Here is a 14,597-nt window from a genome sequence, read left to right as displayed (position 1 = left end):
TTCCCCTCCGTATCAGAACCCCCGCGGATCCCCCCAGATCCCCCCTCCAGAAGTCCTGATGCCAAGTACGACCCGCGAGGTACGGGGAGGGTTGCACGGGCTTTCCAAGATTTTTCCGGTGGCCTGTTCCGGGCGCCGGGCGCCTCAGACGGCGTGGGCGAGGAACCGCTGCGCGGTCTCCGCCAGCACCTCCCGCCCGTCCCGCGCCCACAGCGCGTCGTTGAAGAGCTCGACCTCGATCGGGCCGTCGTACCCGGCCTTCTCGACGTACGAGCGCCACGCACGCATGTCGATCGCGCCGTCGCCGATCTGGCCCCGGCCGGTGAGGACGCCCTCCGGCAGCGGGGTGGTCCAGTCGGCCAGCTGGAAGGAGTGGATGCGGCCGGAGGCACCCGCGCGGGCGATCTGGGCGGGTGCCGTGTCGTCCCACCAGAGGTGGTACGTGTCGACCGTGACGCCGACCTGCTCGGCGGGGAATCGCTCCGCGAGGTCGAGGGCCTGGGCGAGGGTCGACACCACACAGCGGTCCGCCGCGTACATGGGGTGCAGCGGTTCGACGGCCAGGCGCACGCCGCGGGCGGCGGCGTACGGGCCCAGTTCGCCGAGGGCGTCGGCGATGCGCTCCCGCGCGCCGTGCAGGTCCTTGGAGCCGGCCGGCAGACCACCGGACACCAGCACCAGGGTGTCGGTGCCGAGCGTCGCCGCCTCGTCGACCGCGGCCCGGTTGTCGTCCAGGGCCCGCGCGCGCTCGGCCGGGTCGGTCGCGGTGAGGAAGCCGCCGCGGCACAGCGTCGTCACCGTCAGGCCCGCGTCGCGGACGAGCCCGGCCGTGGCCTCGAGTCCGTGGGCCCGGACGGGCTCGCGCCACAGACCGACGCCGGGGACGCCCAGTTCCCGGCAGGCGTCGACGAGTTCCGGCAGGGACAGCTGCTTGACCGTCATCTGGTTGATGGAGAAACGGGAGAGGCTCATGGGGTCACTCCGTACAGGGCCAGCAGGGACTTCATCCGTGCCTCGGCCAGCTCCGGGCTCGGGAACAAACCCAGTCCGTCCGCCAGTTCGTAGGCACGGGCGAAGTGCGGCAGCGAGCGGGCCGACTGGAGTCCCCCCACCATGGCGAAGTGCTCCTGGTGGCCGGCCAGCCAGGCCAGGAACACCACGCCCGTCTTGTAGAAGCGCGTCGGTGCCTGGAACAGGTGGCGGGACAACTCGACCGTGGGGTCGAGGAGTTCGCGGAAGCCCTTGACGTCGCCGGTGTCCAGGACCCGTACCGCCTGCGCGGCGAGCGGGCCCAGCGGGTCGAAGATGCCGAGGAGCGCGTGGCTGAAGCCCTGCTCGTCTCCCGCGATCAGCTCCGGGTAGTTGAAGTCGTCGCCGGTGTAGCAGCGGACGCCGTCCGGGAGGCGGCGGCGCAGGTCGACCTCCCGCTGCGCGTCCAGCAGCGAGACCTTGATGCCGTCGACCTTGTCCGGGTGGGCGGCGATGACCTCCAGGAAGGTGGCGGTCGCGGCGTCGAGGTCGGACGAGCCCCAGTAGCCCTCCAGGTCCGGGTCGAACATCGGGCCGAGCCAGTGCAGGATCACCGGGTCGGCGGCCTGCCGGAGCAGATGACCGTAGACCTCCAGGTAGTCCTCGGGTCCGGCGGCGGTCGCGGCCAGCGCCCGGGACGCCATGAGGATCGCCCGGCCGCCCGCCTCCTCGGCCACGGCGAGCTGCTCCTCGTAGGCCTCGCGGATCTCCGCCAGGGAGGCCGGGCCCGTCAGCTGGTCCGTGCCCACCCCGCAGGCGATCAGGCCGCCGACGGCGCGGGCCTCGGCGGCGCTGCGGCGGACGAGTTCGGCCGCGCCCGCCCAGTCCAGGCCCATCCCGCGCTGCGCGGTGTCCATGGCCTCGGCGACACCGAGGCCGTACGACCACAGGTGACGCCGGAAGGCGAGAGTGGCGTCCCAGTCGATCGCGGCGGGCGAGTCGGGCGAGACGTCGGCGTACGGGTCGGCGACGACGTGCGCGGCCGAGAAGACCGTGCGGGAGGCGAGCGGCGCCCCGGTGGTGACGGTGCGCGGCTCGGTGCGCGGCCGGTACGTCCTCAGCCGGCCGGCCGCGTCCGGGAGTCGGAGGGTCACAGGGAGATCTCCGGCACGTCGAGGCGGCGGCCCTCGGCCGAGGACTTCAGGCCCAGCTCGGCGAGCTGGACGCCGCGGGCGCCGGCGAGCAGGTCCCAGTGGTAGGGCGTACCGGCGTAGACGTGCTTGAGGAAGAGCTCCCACTGGGCCTTGAAGCCGTTGTCGAACTCCGTGTTGTCGGGGATCTCCTGCCATTGGTCGCGGAAGGAGTAGGTGGCGGGGATGTCCGGGTTCCAGACCGGCTTGGGGGTCGCGGACCGATGCTGGACGCGGCAGTTGCGCAGACCGGCGACGGCGGAGCCCTCGGTGCCGTCGACCTGGAACTCGACGAGCTCGTCGCGGTTGACGCGCACGGCCCAGGAGGAGTTGATCTGGGCGACGGCGCCGCCCTCCAGCTCGAAGATGCCGTACGCGGCGTCGTCGGCGGTGGCGTCGTACGGCTTGTCCTGCTCGTCCCAGCGCTGCGGGACGTGGGTGGCGGTGAGCGCCTGCACGGAGGTCACCCGGCCGAACAGCTCGTGCAGGACGTACTCCCAGTGCGGGAACATGTCGACGACGATGCCGCCGCCGTCCTCCGCGCGGTAGTTCCAGGAGGGGCGCTGGGCGCTCTGCCAGTCGCCCTCGAAGACCCAGTAGCCGAACTCGCCGCGGACGGACAGGATCCGCCCGAAGAAGCCGCCGTCGATGAGCCGCTTCAGCTTGAGCAGGCCGGGGAGGAAGAGCTTGTCCTGGACGACGCCGTGCTTGACGCCCTTCTCGTGGGCGAGCCTGGCCAGTTCGAGGGCGCCGTCGAGGCCGGTGGCGGTGGGCTTCTCGGTGTAGATGTGCTTGCCGGCGGCGACGGCCTTGCGGATGGCCTCCTCGCGGGCGGAGGTGACCTGCGCGTCGAAGTAGATGTCGGTCGCCGGGTCGGCGAGGACGGAGTCCAGATCCGTCGACCAGTGCTCCAGGCCGTGCTGCCCGGCGAGTGCCCGCAGGGCGTGCTCGCGGCGGCCCACGAGGACGGGTTCGGGCCACAGCACGGTGCCGTCCCCGAGGTCGAGGCCGCCCTGGTCGCGCAGGGCGAGAATCGAGCGGACGAGGTGCTGGCGGTAGCCCATGCGTCCCGTCACGCCGTTCATGGCGATCCGCACCGTCTTGCGTGTCACGTCATTCCCTTCGTACGCGAGTTCCGCGCCGTCACGCCCTACTGGTGAGCAGGACAGCAAGCGCTTTCTATCCAGAGAGAAGCTAGCCTCTGCCGGGCCGATCGGACAAGACCACGCGGGCGAGGAGATGTTCGACCCTCCGGACGGCTGGACGTGGAGGCCATGGGCACGGTCGGATGTACCCGCACGTGACAGTCGCGCGTGACCGGTCCGGCCACGGACCTGGGACCTTGCGGCTGCGCACGGGCACGGCCGCACGGCGTGCGGCCGGGACCGCCGCACGAGGTACGGCCGGACGGCCGCACGGCGTGCGACGCGATGGCGTACGGCGGCACGACGGACGGCCCGACGGCCGCGCGACGTGCGGGCGTACGCCGTTACGGCGGGCGTCGTCGCGGCGTACGGCGGTGCGGTTGCCCGGTGTACGACCGCGCGGAGTGGCCCCGGGCCGCGGGCCCCGGGACATACCGCGGGTGTGCGGCCGGACGGTCGCGGCGCGCGGTCTCCGGCCGTCCGGCCGGGGGGTCCCGCTTCGGCGCAGGTCGTGGCGGGACGGGCGGCGTGGCCGAGGTGTACGTCGTCCCGGGTCGGGCGGCGTACGGCTGCGGTGCGGGTTGCCGCGGTCGGGCGGTGTACGGCTGGGGCATGGGCACGGACCGCATGGCGCGCGTCCGCGTCCCTGAGAACGAGGACAACGAGATGCGTGACCGGAGGACGACGAGATGACCGTGACCCTGGCGGACGTGGCGGCCCGCGCACAGGTCTCGCCCGCGACCGTGTCCCGGGTGCTGAACGGGAACTATCCCGTCGCGGCGTCCACGCGCGAGCGGGTACTGCGCGCGGTGGACGAGCTGGACTATGTGCTGAACGGGCCCGCGAGCTCGCTCGCGGCGGCGACCTCCGACCTCGTCGGCATCCTGGTCAACGACATCGCCGACCCCTTCTTCGGGATCATGGCGGCCGCGATCCAGTCCGAGATCGGCGGACCCGGCGGACGCGCCGGCGGCGAGCGGCTGGGCGTCGTGTGCAACACCGGCGGCTCCCCCGAGCGCGAGCTCACCTACCTCACACTCCTGCAGCGCCAGCGCGCCGCCGCCGTCGTCCTCACCGGCGGCGCGATCGAGGACGCCACCCACGCGTCGGCCGTCTCCGCGAAGCTGCGCAGGCTGGCCGAGGCGGGCACCCGGGTGGTCCTCTGCGGACGTCCGCCCGCGCCCGAGGCCCCCGAGGCGATCGCGCTCACCTTCGACAACCGAGGTGGCGGCCGGGAGCTCACCGAGCACCTGATCGGCCTCGGCCACCGGCGGCTCGGCTACATCGCGGGCCCCGAGGAGCGCACGACCACCCGGCACCGACTGGAAGGCCACCGCGCCGCGCTGGCCGCGCACGGCGTCGAGGACGATCCTCGGTGGACCGTGCACGGCCGCTACGACCGCCGCTCGGGATACGAGGCGACCCTCGAACTCCTTCGCCGCGACCCGTCCCTGACGGCCGTCGTCGCCGCAAACGACACGGTCGCGCTCGGCGCCTGTGCCGCGCTGCGCGACTCCGGTCTGCGCATCCCCGACGACGTGTCCGTCGCGGGCTTCGACGACCTGCCGTTCAGCATCGACGCCGTACCCGCGCTCACCACCGTGCGGCTCCCCCTCACCGAGGCGGGCGCCCGCGCCGGGCGGATCGCCATGGGGCGCGAGGAGCCGCCGCCGGGCGGAATCGCCACGGTGCGCGGGGAGTTGATGGTCCGCGGGTCCACGGGGGTGCCGCGGGACTGAGGTGCCCCAGGGTGCGCGGAGGTGCCGCGGGGCTCGGAGTGCACGCGGAACACGGGCCCTGCACCCCCGCGAAGGGCCCGTTTCGGAACGGGGTGCGCGGAGCGATGAGTTTTCGGCGGCACCGCGGTCTTCATTGCCGTAACGGAACGAACGACGAAGAGGAGCATCTCCCATGCGTATCGTGATCAGCGCCTTCATCAGCCTCGACGGTGTCGTGCAGGCGCCCGGCGGCCCCGAGGAGGACACCGACGGCGGCTTCGCCCACGGCGGTTGGTCCCACCCCTACTTCGACCCGGAGGTCGTCGGCGGCGCCTTCGCCGAGGGGCTCGGCAAGGCCGAGGCGCTCCTCTTCGGACGCCGCACCTGGCAGACGATGGCCGCGGCGTGGCCCGAGCGCGCGGGCGACCCGTTCGCCGACCGGATGAACTCCCTCCCGAAGTACGTGGTGTCCGGCACGCTCGACGAGTCCGACCTCACCTGGAACAACACCACGCTGATCCCCGGCGACCAGGCCGTCGCCCGCGTCCGGGAGCTCCGCGCGGCCGAGGGCGGGGACCTGGCGATGATGGGCAGCCCCACCCTCGTACGGACCCTGCTGAGCGAGGGCCTGGTCGACGAGCTCCAGCTCATCCGGATGCCGGTGATCCTCGGAGGCGGTAAGTCGATCTTCCCCGTCGACGGGGTGAAGTGCCCGCTGGAACTGGTCTCCTCCGCCACGGGCAAGACGGGCGTGCAGGTGTGCGTCTACCGGCCGGCCGACGAGGCGTGAGGGCACGCCGGGAGGCGGAGTGCGCCGCCCCCGGCCGAGCGGGCGGGGCCGCCGGGGGCACGGCGGGCCGGCCGGAGCGGGCGCCGGGGCGGCGGTGCACGCCGGCCCGACCATCGCGGAGGGCCGCTCCGGGGGCGAGCGGTCCAGGCGGCCCCACCACAGCGGGAGGCCGCTCCGTGGGCGGGCGGCACCCGGCGGCCCGGCAGAGGCGGGGGCCCCGGGAGCGAGCGGTGCACGGCGGCCCGGCAGAGGCTGACAGCCCCGGGGCGAGCGGTCCAGGCGGCCCCACCACAGCGGGAGGCCGCTCCGGTGGCGGACGGCATCCGGCGGCCCGGCAGAGGCTGACGACCTCGGGAGCGAGCGGTGCACGGTCGCATGGCCAAGGCTGACGGCCCCGGGAGCGAGCGGTGCACGGTCGCATGGCCGAGGCTGACGACCCCGGGAGCGAGCGGTGCACGGTCGCATGGCCGAGGCGGAGGGCCCCGGGAGCGAGCGGTGCACGGCGGCTCGGCAGAGGCTGACGGCCCCGGCAGCGAGCGGTGCACGGCGGCATGGCCGAGGCGGAGGGCCCCGGGGGTAGGCGGTGCGCGAGGGTCCGGCCTATGCTCGGAGCGTCGACATCTCTGACTGAGTCAGTCATCCGGGGGCCGATCCTCCAGGGACCGCCCAGAGCAGACCTCGCGGAGCCCACCATGACCGTCCAGGACATCCGCTCCTTCAACCGCTTCTACACGAACGTCATCGGCGCGCTCGACTACGGCCGCCACCTCTACGCCCCGTACACGCTCACGGAGTCCCGGGTGCTCTACGAGCTCGCCCACTCCCGGGGCGCCGACGCCGCCGACCTGCGCACCGAGCTCTCCCTGGACTCCGGCTATCTGAGCCGCATCCTCAACAAGTTCGAGCAGGACGGACTGGTCGAGCGCGCCCCCTCCGAGACGGATCCGCGCCGCCGCCGCATCACCCTCACCGCGCGCGGCCGGGACGCCGCCGCCCTGCTCGACGAGCGGGCCCGGGAGACGGTGGGCACGCTGCTCGCGACCGTGCCGCCCGCCGACCGGCCGCGGCTCGCCGAAGCGATGCGCACGGTGCGCACGATCCTGGGGGACGGCCGCTCCCCCGGCCCCGAGGACGTCGTACTGCGCGAGCCGGGCCCCGGCGACCTCGGCTGGATCGTGCAGCGCAACGCCGCGCTGTACGCGGCCGAGTACGGCTGGAACACCGACTACGAGAGCCTCGTCGCGCGGATCGTCGCCGACTTCGCGGGGGACCACGACCCGCACCTGGAACGCGTATGGATCGCCGAGCTCGACGGACGGCCCGTGGGCTGCGTGATGTGCGTCCGGGACGACGCGCCCGGCACGGCCCGGCTCCGCCTCCTCCTCGTCGAGCCCGGCGCGCGCGGACTCGGCATCGGGGACCGGCTCGTCGGCGCCTGCGTCGACTTCGCCCGCGGCGTCGGCTACCGCGAGCTCGTCCTGTGGACCAACGACGTCCTGGCCGCCGCCCGCCGGCTCTACCAGCGCCACGGCTTCGTTTTGGTCTCCGAGAAGCCCCACCGCTCCTTCGGGGCGGACCTCCTCGGCCAGGACTGGCGCCGGGACCTGCACGGCGGACACGAATGACCGGGACTCGGCGACCGCCTTCCTCGCAGCGACACCAGCCCGTAGGGTCCGCCCCATGAAACTGGCGTTCTCCACCCTGGGCGTACCCGGGCTCCCGGTCCCCGACGTCGCGCGGCTCGCCGCCGCGCACGGCTACCACGGCGTGGAACTGCGCGCCCATCCCGAGGAGCCCGTGCACCCGGGCCTCACCGCGGCCGAACGGGCTGACGTGGCGGTCGCGTTCAAGTCGCCCGGCATCGAGATCCTGGGCCTCGCGGGGTACGCGCGGGTGGCGGCGCCGGGCGACGACGCCCCCGTGCTGGCGGAGATCCGCGAGCTGGTCGACCTGGCCCGGGACCTGGGCGCGCCGTTCGTGCGCGTCTTCCCGGGCGGCGACGCCGACCAGGATCCGGGCGAGTCCGACCTGAGGGCGGCCCGCCGCCTCGGCACGGCCGCGGAGCACGCCGCCGACGCCGGTGTCCGCATCCTCCTGGAGACCCACGACTCGCACCGCACGGGCGCCGACGTGATCCGGATCCTCGGACCGGTCGGGCACCGGCAGGTGGGCGCGCTGTGGGACGTGATGCACACCTGGCTCGGCGGCGAACAGCCCGCGGACACATACGCCGCACTGTCCCCGTATCTGGGATACGTCCAGGTCAAGGACATCGCGTCGGCCGAGGACTGCAGCCCGCTCCCGCTCGGCGCGGGCGCCCTGCCGCTCGCCGAGTGCGTGGAACTGCTGTCCCGCCAGGGCTGGGACGGCTGGCTGTGCTGGGAGTACGAGAAGCGCTGGTACGAGGGCGCGGCCCCGCTGCCGGACCTGCTGACCGCGGGCCGTGAGCACCTGGCCCGGCTGCTGAACGACTCCGCGTGAGAGCGGCGGTCCCGTCGGCTCCCCTCGCCGCGTCCGGCGCTCCCCGGCACGTCGGCCGGTGCGGTGACGCGGCGTACGGCTACACCACGGTCCCCCCGGCCGCCGGGACCGCCCTGCGCACCCGCTCCACCAGCCGGTCGCGGCACGCGGCCCACTCGTCCGCCGTGATCGAGTAGATCGCGGAGTCCCGCAGCCGGCCGTCCTCCCCCGGGGCCCAGGAGCGGGACCAGTTGCGCAGGACTCCCTCGAAGCGGGCGCCGACGCTCTCGATCGCCGCGCGGGAGCGGCTGTTGCGCGCGTCGGTCTTCAGGTCGACGCGGGAGACGTCCCACTCTTCGAAGGCGTGCCGGAACAGCAGCAGCTTGGCCTCGGCGTTCACGCCCGTACCCTGGGCGGACGCGGCCAGCCAGGTGAATCCGACCTCGATCGCGTCGAGCCGGTCGTCCGACCGCCAGCAGCGCGGCTCCCAGTAGGAGGTCGCGCCGACCGCGCGGCCGGTGGCGACGGACACCTGGGCGTAGGGGGCGAGCCGTCCGTCGGCGGCACGCGCGAGCTGCGCGTCGATGTAGTCGCCGACCTCGGCCGCCCTGGGCACCCAGGTGAACGCGTACGAGTCGCGCTGCTCCTCCGCCGCCGCGACGAGGTCGGCGGTGTGACCGTGACCGAGCGGCTCCAGACGCACCAGCGCGCCTTCGAGAACCGGCCCCTCCAGATGAAAGCCCAACGCCCGGCACCCCTTCGTCCCACACGGCCGCACGGCCGGCCCGGCGAACGGCTCGCCGCGGCCCGGCAGAGTCTTCCGTACGCCTCCGGGCCCGTCGAACGGAATAACCGGGCGGGCCGGCGTGCCCCACGGGACCTTGGTCGACTCCCGCGTCCTGAAGGGGTGTTCACCCCTAGAATGGGCGCAGTTCGGAAACGGGGGACGAGATGGGCGCAGGCCGCAGGGACGCCCTCCTGATCGCGACCGGGGCGTACGACGACGGCAGGTTCCACGCACTGCGCTCACCCGCACAGGACTGCGCGGGCCTCGCCGGCGTGCTGTCCGATCCCCGCATCGGCGGCTTCCGCACCGACCAGGTCAGGGACGCGCCGGCGAGTCGGGTGATGCGCGCGGTGGACCGCTTCTTCATGGACCGCAGCCGCGACGACCTGCTCCTGCTGCACGTGTCCTGTCACGGCATCAAGGACGACGACGGGCGCCTGTACTTCGCCGCGCGCGACACGGACCGCGACCTGCCCGCCTCCAGCGCCGTCCCGGCCGCCTTCCTGCGCGACCGCATGGAACGCTGCCGCGCCCGCACGGTCGTCGTGCTCCTCGACTGCTGCTACAGCGGCGCCTTCCTGCACGGCGCGAAGGCGGCGGACGACCAGGTCCACCTGCGCGACGAACTCGGCGGCCACGGCCGTGTCGTGCTGACCGCGACCAGCCGCACCGAGTACGCGTGGGAGGGCAAGCGCGTCGAATCCATGACTCCCCAGCCCTCCTTGTTCACGGGCGCGCTGATCCACGGTCTGCGCACCGGAGCGGCGGACCTGAACGGGGACGGCCGGATCACGGTCACCGAGCTGTACGACTACGTGTACGAGTCCCTGCACGGCGCCGGGGTGAAGCAGACCCCGCGGATGTGGGCCGACCTGGAGTACCAGGTGACGATCGCGCGGACGGCGCGGGCGGAAAACACCCGCATCCCGCCCATGCCGCGTACACCGCCCGCGCAGGACACCTTCACCGCGCCGCCGCCCCGGGCCCCGGCCGGGGCGGGGGCAGGGGCGGTGTCCGGCGAGCGGCCGGGTCCGGCGGACGCCGTCAGTCAGGTCATCGGCGTGAAGATGGGGATCCCACGCTCCGGCTCGGCGAACGCGGCGCAGAGCGGGAAGACGGCGGGCCGCCCCCGCCGGTCGCGCGCACGCCGCGGCTCCGACGCGCTGATCCGGCTCGAACTCCCCCTGGAGGAGACCGCGTTCGGGGTCGACAGGGAAATCCAGCTGGACACGGCCGTGGTGTGCTCGGCCTGCTCGGGAGAGGGGACGGCACCGGGGACCCGGCCCGTCGAGTGCGACACCTGCGGGGGCCGGGGCGAGACCGGGACGCGGCGCGGCTTCTTCAGCCAGGCCGCCGACTCCCGTGTCTGCCGGACGTGCGAGGGCTACGGCACGGTCCTGCCCACGCCCTGTCCCGCCTGCCACGGCGAGGGCAGGGTCCGCTCCCGGCGCACGCTCACGGCGCGGATCCCGGCGGGTGTCGACAACGGCACCCGGATCAGGTTCGCCGGCCAGGGAGAGGCCGGTCCCGGCGGAGGCGAGCCGGCCGACCTGTACGTCGAGATCGTGGAACTCCCCCACCCCGTCTTCCGGCGTGTGGGCGACGACCTGCACCGCACCGTGACCGTCTCCCGCGCCCTGGCGACGACGGGCGGCAAGCTCACCGTGGAGACCCTGGACGGCCGGAAGACGGTCACCCTCCCCCAGGGGTTCCCGGACGGCCGGACCTTGCGGCTCCCGAGCCAGGGGGTGACGCACCTGCAGGGCGGCGGACGCGGAGCCCTCCTGGCGCGTGTCGAGATCCGCGGCTGAACCCGGCGGGCCGGACCGGCGCGTCAGGCCGGCAGTGCCGTCCGCAGCCGCGCGAACGCCGCGTGGAAGGCCGGGAACGTCTTGCGGACGCACCCAGGGTCGTCGAACGTGATCCCGGGAGTGCGCAGCGAGGTGACGGCGAACGACATGACCACGCGATGGTCCCCGTACGTCCTGATCTCGGCCGGAGCAGGGATGCCGGGGTGGATCTCGATCCAGTCGGAGCCGGTCCGCGTCCGGACGCCCAGCCGCCGCAGATTCTCCGCGCAGGCTTCGAGGCGGTCGCACTCCTTCACGCGGGTGTTGGCGACGTCCTCGATGCGCACCGGTCCGGAGGCGAAGGGGGCGATCGCGGCCAGTGTCGGCATCGTGTCGGAGATGTCCCGCATGTTCACCGTGACGCCGGCCAGCCGCCCGGTGCCCGACACCGTGGTGACGTCCCGGCCGACGTCCACCCGCGCGCCCATGCGGCGCAGCACGTCCACGAACCGCAGATCGCCCTGGAGCGCCTCCTCGCCGAGGCCCCGTACGGTGACCTCGCCGCCGGTGAGAGCGGCCGCCGCGAAGAAGTAGCTCGCGGTGGAGGCGTCCGGCTCGACGGCGTAGGTGGTGGCGCGGTAGCCGCCCGGCGGCACGGTGAAGACGTCGCCGTCGCGGCGCACGTCCGCCCCGAAGGCGCGCATCATCGCGACGGTGATGTCCACGTACGGCGCCGACACCAGGTCCGTGACCTCGATCCGCAGGCCCTCGCGGGTCAGCGGGCCCAACAGGAGCAGCGCCGTCAGGTACTGCGAGGACTGGCCCGCGTCCAGGGTCACGTCGCCGCCTGTCACCCCGGCCGCCGCGATGCGCAGCGGATGGTGGCCCTCGGCCTCCTCGTGCCGCAGGTCGACCCCCAGGTCGCGCAGCGCCCGGGTGAGCGGGAGCAGCGGTCGGCGGCGCATCTGGGCCGACGCGTCGAAGCGGTACCGGCCGTGGCCGGCCGCCGCCAGCGTCGGGAGGAAGCGGGCGGTGGTCGCGCCGTCCCGGCAGTGGACGTCGGCCTCGGGGACGGCGGGGCCCTGCGGGCGGCCGTCCACGTGCCACGCCTCCGGGGCCCGTCCGACGCGGTAGCCGAGCCGGGTCAGCCCCTCGGCGAAGCCCTCCGTGTCGTCCGAGCGGAGCGGGCGCACGAGGGTGGTGACCCCGTCGGCAGCCGCCGCCAGGAAGAGGGCGCGGGCGGTGATGGACTTGGAACCGGGGATGTCGACGACGGCCATGCCCTCATGCTGGCTCCCGCGCCCGCTCCTGCGCCGGAACGTCCGCCAGATGGACCCGTGTCGGCGCCGCGAACGAGGTCAGGGCCACGCCTCCGACCAGCAGCGCCGCCGCGCCCCACCGCAGCGGTCCGACCGGCTCGCCCAGGAGGAGCGCGGCCGAGGACATGCCGAAGACCGGCACGAGGAGCGAGAAGGGGGCCACCGTGGAGGCGGGGTAGCGGTGCAGCAGCCGGCCCCACGCGCCGAAGCCGAAGACCGTGGTGATCCAGGCGACGTAGACGATGACGGCCGCCCCCTGCGGGTCCAGTGCGCGCAGCGCGTCGAGGTCCCGGGACGGGCCCTCCGTCAGCAGCGACAGGCCGAGCAGCGGCAGGACGGGGACGGTGCTCACCCACACCATGAAGTTGAGCGAGTCGGGCGGGGACGCCTTGCGGGTGAGGACGTTGGACAGGCCCCAGCAGGCCGCCGCGGCGACGACCAGGGCGAAGGCGCCGAGGGGGCCGGACGCGCCCTCGTCCAGGGCGGCCAGGCCCACCCCGCACAGCGCCACCGCCATGCCCGCCAGCCGTACGCGGGTGGGGCGTTCACCGAGCGCCGCGAAGGCGATGAGCGCCGTGAAGACGGCCTGGATCTGCAGGACGAGGGAGGACAGGCCCGCCGGCATGCCCGCGTCCATCCCGATGAACAGCAGCCCGAACTTCGCCACGCCCAGCACCAGTCCCACCGACACGATCCACTTCCAGGCGACCTTGGGCCGGCCCACGAAGAACACCGCGGGCAAGGCCGCCACCAGGAAGCGGAGCGCCGAGAAGAGGAGCGGCGGGAAGTGGTCGAGGCCGACCTCGATGACCGTGAAGTTGACGCCCCAGACGGCGGCGACGAGGACGGCGAGACAGATGTGGGCGGGTCGCATGGGTCGAGGATCACCCCGGTCGACCGTTAAGCACCAGCAAAGTCTGCTGCATGATGGGGTGAAGCATTCCTAATGAAAGGGGCGGGCCGTGCTCGATCTGCAACGCCTGCGCGCCCTGCACGCCGTCTCCGTGCACGGCACGGTCGGCGCCGCCGCGGCAGCGCTCGGATACACCCCGTCGGCGGTGTCCCAGCAGATCGCGAAGCTGGAGCGGGAGACCAGGACCGTGCTCCTTGAGCGGCAGGGGCGCGGTGTGCGGCTCACCGAGCAGGCCGAGCGACTCGCCGCCACCGCGCAGGAGTTGATGGCGCTCGTGGAACGGGCCGAGACCGAGCTGGAGGAGCGTCGGGGGCTGCCCGCGGGGCGGCTGACCGTGGCCGCGTTCGCCTCGGCGGCGCGCGGGCTGATGCCGGGCGTGCTGGCGGATCTCGCGGTCCGGCATCCCGCGCTCGACACCCGGCTGTCGGAGGTCGACCCGCACCTGTCCATCGACCTGGTCGCCAAGGGCGCGGTGGACCTGGCCGTCGCGCACGACTGGGACATCGCGCCGCTGCCCGCCCCGGCCGGAGTGGAGCAGGCGGTGATCGGGGACGACCTGTGCGATCTGCTCGTCCCCGCGGGGCATCCGTTCGCCGGGCGTGCCGCCGTGCGGCGCGAGGACCTCGCGGGCGAGCGGTGGATCTGTCAGCCGCCGGGGCGGGTGTGCCACGACTGGCTGGTGCGGACGCTGCGGGCGGCGGGATGCGAGCCGGACATCGTGCACCAGGCCGACGAGAACCCGACGCTGGTCGCGCTCGTCGCCGCGGGGCTCGGTGTGGCGCTCATTCCACGGCTCGGGCGCGGGGCCCTGCCAGAAGGGGTCGTGGAGGTGCCGCTGGATCCGATGCCCGTACGGCGGTTGTACGCGCTGTGGCGGGCGGGGGCGGCGCGGCGGCCGGCCATCGCGGAGACGGTACGGACGCTTCAGGGGCACTGGCCTCTGGTCTCGGAGCACGCCTGAGCCCACGGGCCGCCGGGTCCGCCGTCCCGCTGTTGCGCCCTCTGCGCTTGGTGGGGCGCCTTGCTGACGCGCCGTCCGGTCCATGGGGCTGCCTCCGCTCGCGCGTGGCGTCGCCCCACGCAGGCCGGTTCTCCAGCCGAGGTCCGCTCGGGTCCGGGTGCAGGCCCGCTGCGCAACCGGCGCCGACGGGGTGCCGCCGCGCCCAACCGTGCCGCCCCAGCGGCACGATCGTCCGCGGTCGACGACACCGCCCGGCGGGCCTCGGGGCGACACCCGCCGGCGCCGCGGTCGACGACGCCGTCCGTCGGGACCCTGGGCCACGACGCCCCCTGCCGAGACGTCCGCCGCAGCGCGTGGGCACACCCTACGGGGGGCTCATTCGGCTCCTGGGGCACCCGTGTCACGACTTTCGGGGGCGGGGGCGAAGCGGGGAACCCGGGAGGTCCGGCCTTCGTCCAACGCGCGTGCTGCCGGACGAGTCTCCGCAGTGCGGTGTCGGCCTCGCTGCTGGCTGCGATCGCTGACCACCCTCTCCGCCGCCTGCGGCCGGCAGCA

At 74.1% G+C, this 14,597-nt stretch carries 12 protein-coding genes; 6 read left to right on the top strand and 6 right to left on the bottom strand.

The window, feature by feature from the left end:
* Positions 1 to 144: 144 nt before the first annotated feature.
* Genes H305_RS0129035 through H305_RS0129025 form a run of 3 tightly spaced genes read right to left on the bottom strand, consistent with a single transcriptional unit; the run spans position 145 to position 3,271 of the window.
* Positions 145 to 972 (bottom strand): sugar phosphate isomerase/epimerase family protein, encoded by an 828-nt coding sequence (locus H305_RS0129035; protein WP_028803549.1) that lies wholly within the window; start codon positions 970 to 972, stop codon positions 145 to 147.
* Positions 969 to 2,123: a dihydrodipicolinate synthase family protein gene (locus H305_RS0129030; protein WP_028803548.1), complete on the bottom strand. Its 1,155-nt coding sequence runs from the start codon at positions 2,121 to 2,123 to the stop codon at positions 969 to 971. The genes H305_RS0129035 and H305_RS0129030 overlap by 4 nt, the downstream gene beginning before the upstream one ends.
* Entirely contained in the window at positions 2,120 to 3,271 is a 1,152-nt protein-coding gene (locus H305_RS0129025; RefSeq protein WP_028803547.1) for a Gfo/Idh/MocA family protein, read from the bottom strand. The genes H305_RS0129030 and H305_RS0129025 overlap by 4 nt, the downstream gene beginning before the upstream one ends.
* Positions 3,272 to 3,993: 722 nt before the next feature.
* Between H305_RS0129025 and H305_RS0129015 the strand changes: the two genes are divergently transcribed.
* From H305_RS0129015 to H305_RS0129000, 4 genes are all read left to right on the top strand, one after another.
* Positions 3,994 to 5,043 (top strand): LacI family DNA-binding transcriptional regulator, encoded by a 1,050-nt coding sequence (locus tag H305_RS0129015; RefSeq protein WP_028803546.1) that lies wholly within the window; start codon positions 3,994 to 3,996, stop codon positions 5,041 to 5,043.
* 172 nt (positions 5,044 to 5,215) lie between these two features.
* Entirely contained in the window at positions 5,216 to 5,812 is a 597-nt protein-coding gene (locus tag H305_RS0129010; protein WP_028803545.1) for a dihydrofolate reductase family protein, read from the top strand.
* A 692-nt stretch (positions 5,813 to 6,504) separates the two neighbouring features.
* A complete protein-coding gene (locus H305_RS0129005; protein ID WP_028803544.1) occupies positions 6,505 to 7,437 on the top strand; it encodes a bifunctional helix-turn-helix transcriptional regulator/GNAT family N-acetyltransferase in 933 nt (310 codons plus the stop codon).
* A 55-nt stretch (positions 7,438 to 7,492) separates the two neighbouring features.
* Complete coding sequence (locus tag H305_RS0129000) at positions 7,493 to 8,293, top strand: sugar phosphate isomerase/epimerase family protein (protein ID WP_028803543.1); 801 nt, start codon at positions 7,493 to 7,495, stop codon at positions 8,291 to 8,293.
* 79 nt (positions 8,294 to 8,372) lie between these two features.
* On the opposite strand, the gene H305_RS0128995 is transcribed toward H305_RS0129000, so the two are convergent.
* On the bottom strand, positions 8,373 to 9,017 hold the full coding sequence (locus tag H305_RS0128995) for a GNAT family N-acetyltransferase (protein ID WP_028803542.1): 645 nt from the start codon (positions 9,015 to 9,017) through the stop codon (positions 8,373 to 8,375).
* A 206-nt stretch (positions 9,018 to 9,223) separates the two neighbouring features.
* Here H305_RS0128995 and H305_RS56450 point away from each other — a divergent pair, with 206 nt between their 5' ends.
* The gene (locus H305_RS56450) at positions 9,224 to 10,870 is read left to right on the top strand and encodes a caspase, EACC1-associated type (protein WP_028803541.1); all 1,647 of its coding nucleotides are present in this window, start codon (positions 9,224 to 9,226) and stop codon (positions 10,868 to 10,870) included.
* 23 nt (positions 10,871 to 10,893) lie between these two features.
* Here the strand turns inward: H305_RS56450 and aroA are convergent, their stop codons facing one another.
* Both aroA and H305_RS47275 read right to left on the bottom strand, forming a co-directional pair.
* On the bottom strand, positions 10,894 to 12,129 hold the full coding sequence (aroA, locus tag H305_RS0128985) for a 3-phosphoshikimate 1-carboxyvinyltransferase (protein WP_028803540.1): 1,236 nt from the start codon (positions 12,127 to 12,129) through the stop codon (positions 10,894 to 10,896).
* Between the two features lie 4 nt (positions 12,130 to 12,133).
* Positions 12,134 to 13,042 carry an EamA family transporter gene (locus tag H305_RS47275; RefSeq protein WP_037765671.1) on the bottom strand — a complete coding sequence of 303 codons (909 nt, stop codon included), beginning with the start codon at positions 13,040 to 13,042 and terminating at the stop codon, positions 12,134 to 12,136.
* 88 nt (positions 13,043 to 13,130) lie between these two features.
* On the opposite strand from H305_RS47275, the gene H305_RS0128975 reads away from it, so the two are divergent.
* Positions 13,131 to 14,042 (top strand): LysR family transcriptional regulator, encoded by a 912-nt coding sequence (locus H305_RS0128975; RefSeq protein WP_028803539.1) that lies wholly within the window; start codon positions 13,131 to 13,133, stop codon positions 14,040 to 14,042.
* Positions 14,043 to 14,597: the final 555 nt, after the last annotated feature.

The organism is Streptomyces sp. 142MFCol3.1 (genome assembly GCF_000424945.1).
In the GTDB taxonomy this organism is placed as follows: Bacteria; Actinomycetota; Actinomycetes; order Streptomycetales; family Streptomycetaceae; genus Streptomyces; species Streptomyces siamensis.
This window is presented reverse-complemented; position numbering and strand designations above follow the sequence as displayed.

Excerpts from the sequence above, each read along its gene's own strand:
- H305_RS0129035 (WP_028803549.1), bottom strand. The coding sequence starts at position 972 with ATGAGCCTCTCCCGTTTCTCCATCAACCAGATGACGGTCAAGCAGCTG.
- H305_RS0129015 (WP_028803546.1), top strand. The coding sequence starts at position 3,994 with ATGACCGTGACCCTGGCGGACGTGGCGGCCCGCGCACAGGTCTCGCCC.
- H305_RS0129010 (WP_028803545.1), top strand. The coding sequence starts at position 5,216 with ATGCGTATCGTGATCAGCGCCTTCATCAGCCTCGACGGTGTCGTGCAG.
- H305_RS0129005 (WP_028803544.1), top strand. The coding sequence starts at position 6,505 with ATGACCGTCCAGGACATCCGCTCCTTCAACCGCTTCTACACGAACGTC.
- H305_RS0129000 (WP_028803543.1), top strand. The coding sequence starts at position 7,493 with ATGAAACTGGCGTTCTCCACCCTGGGCGTACCCGGGCTCCCGGTCCCC.
- H305_RS56450 (WP_028803541.1), top strand. The coding sequence starts at position 9,224 with ATGGGCGCAGGCCGCAGGGACGCCCTCCTGATCGCGACCGGGGCGTAC.
- aroA (WP_028803540.1), bottom strand. The coding sequence starts at position 12,129 with ATGGCCGTCGTCGACATCCCCGGTTCCAAGTCCATCACCGCCCGCGCC.
- H305_RS47275 (WP_037765671.1), bottom strand. The coding sequence starts at position 13,042 with ATGCGACCCGCCCACATCTGTCTCGCCGTCCTCGTCGCCGCCGTCTGG.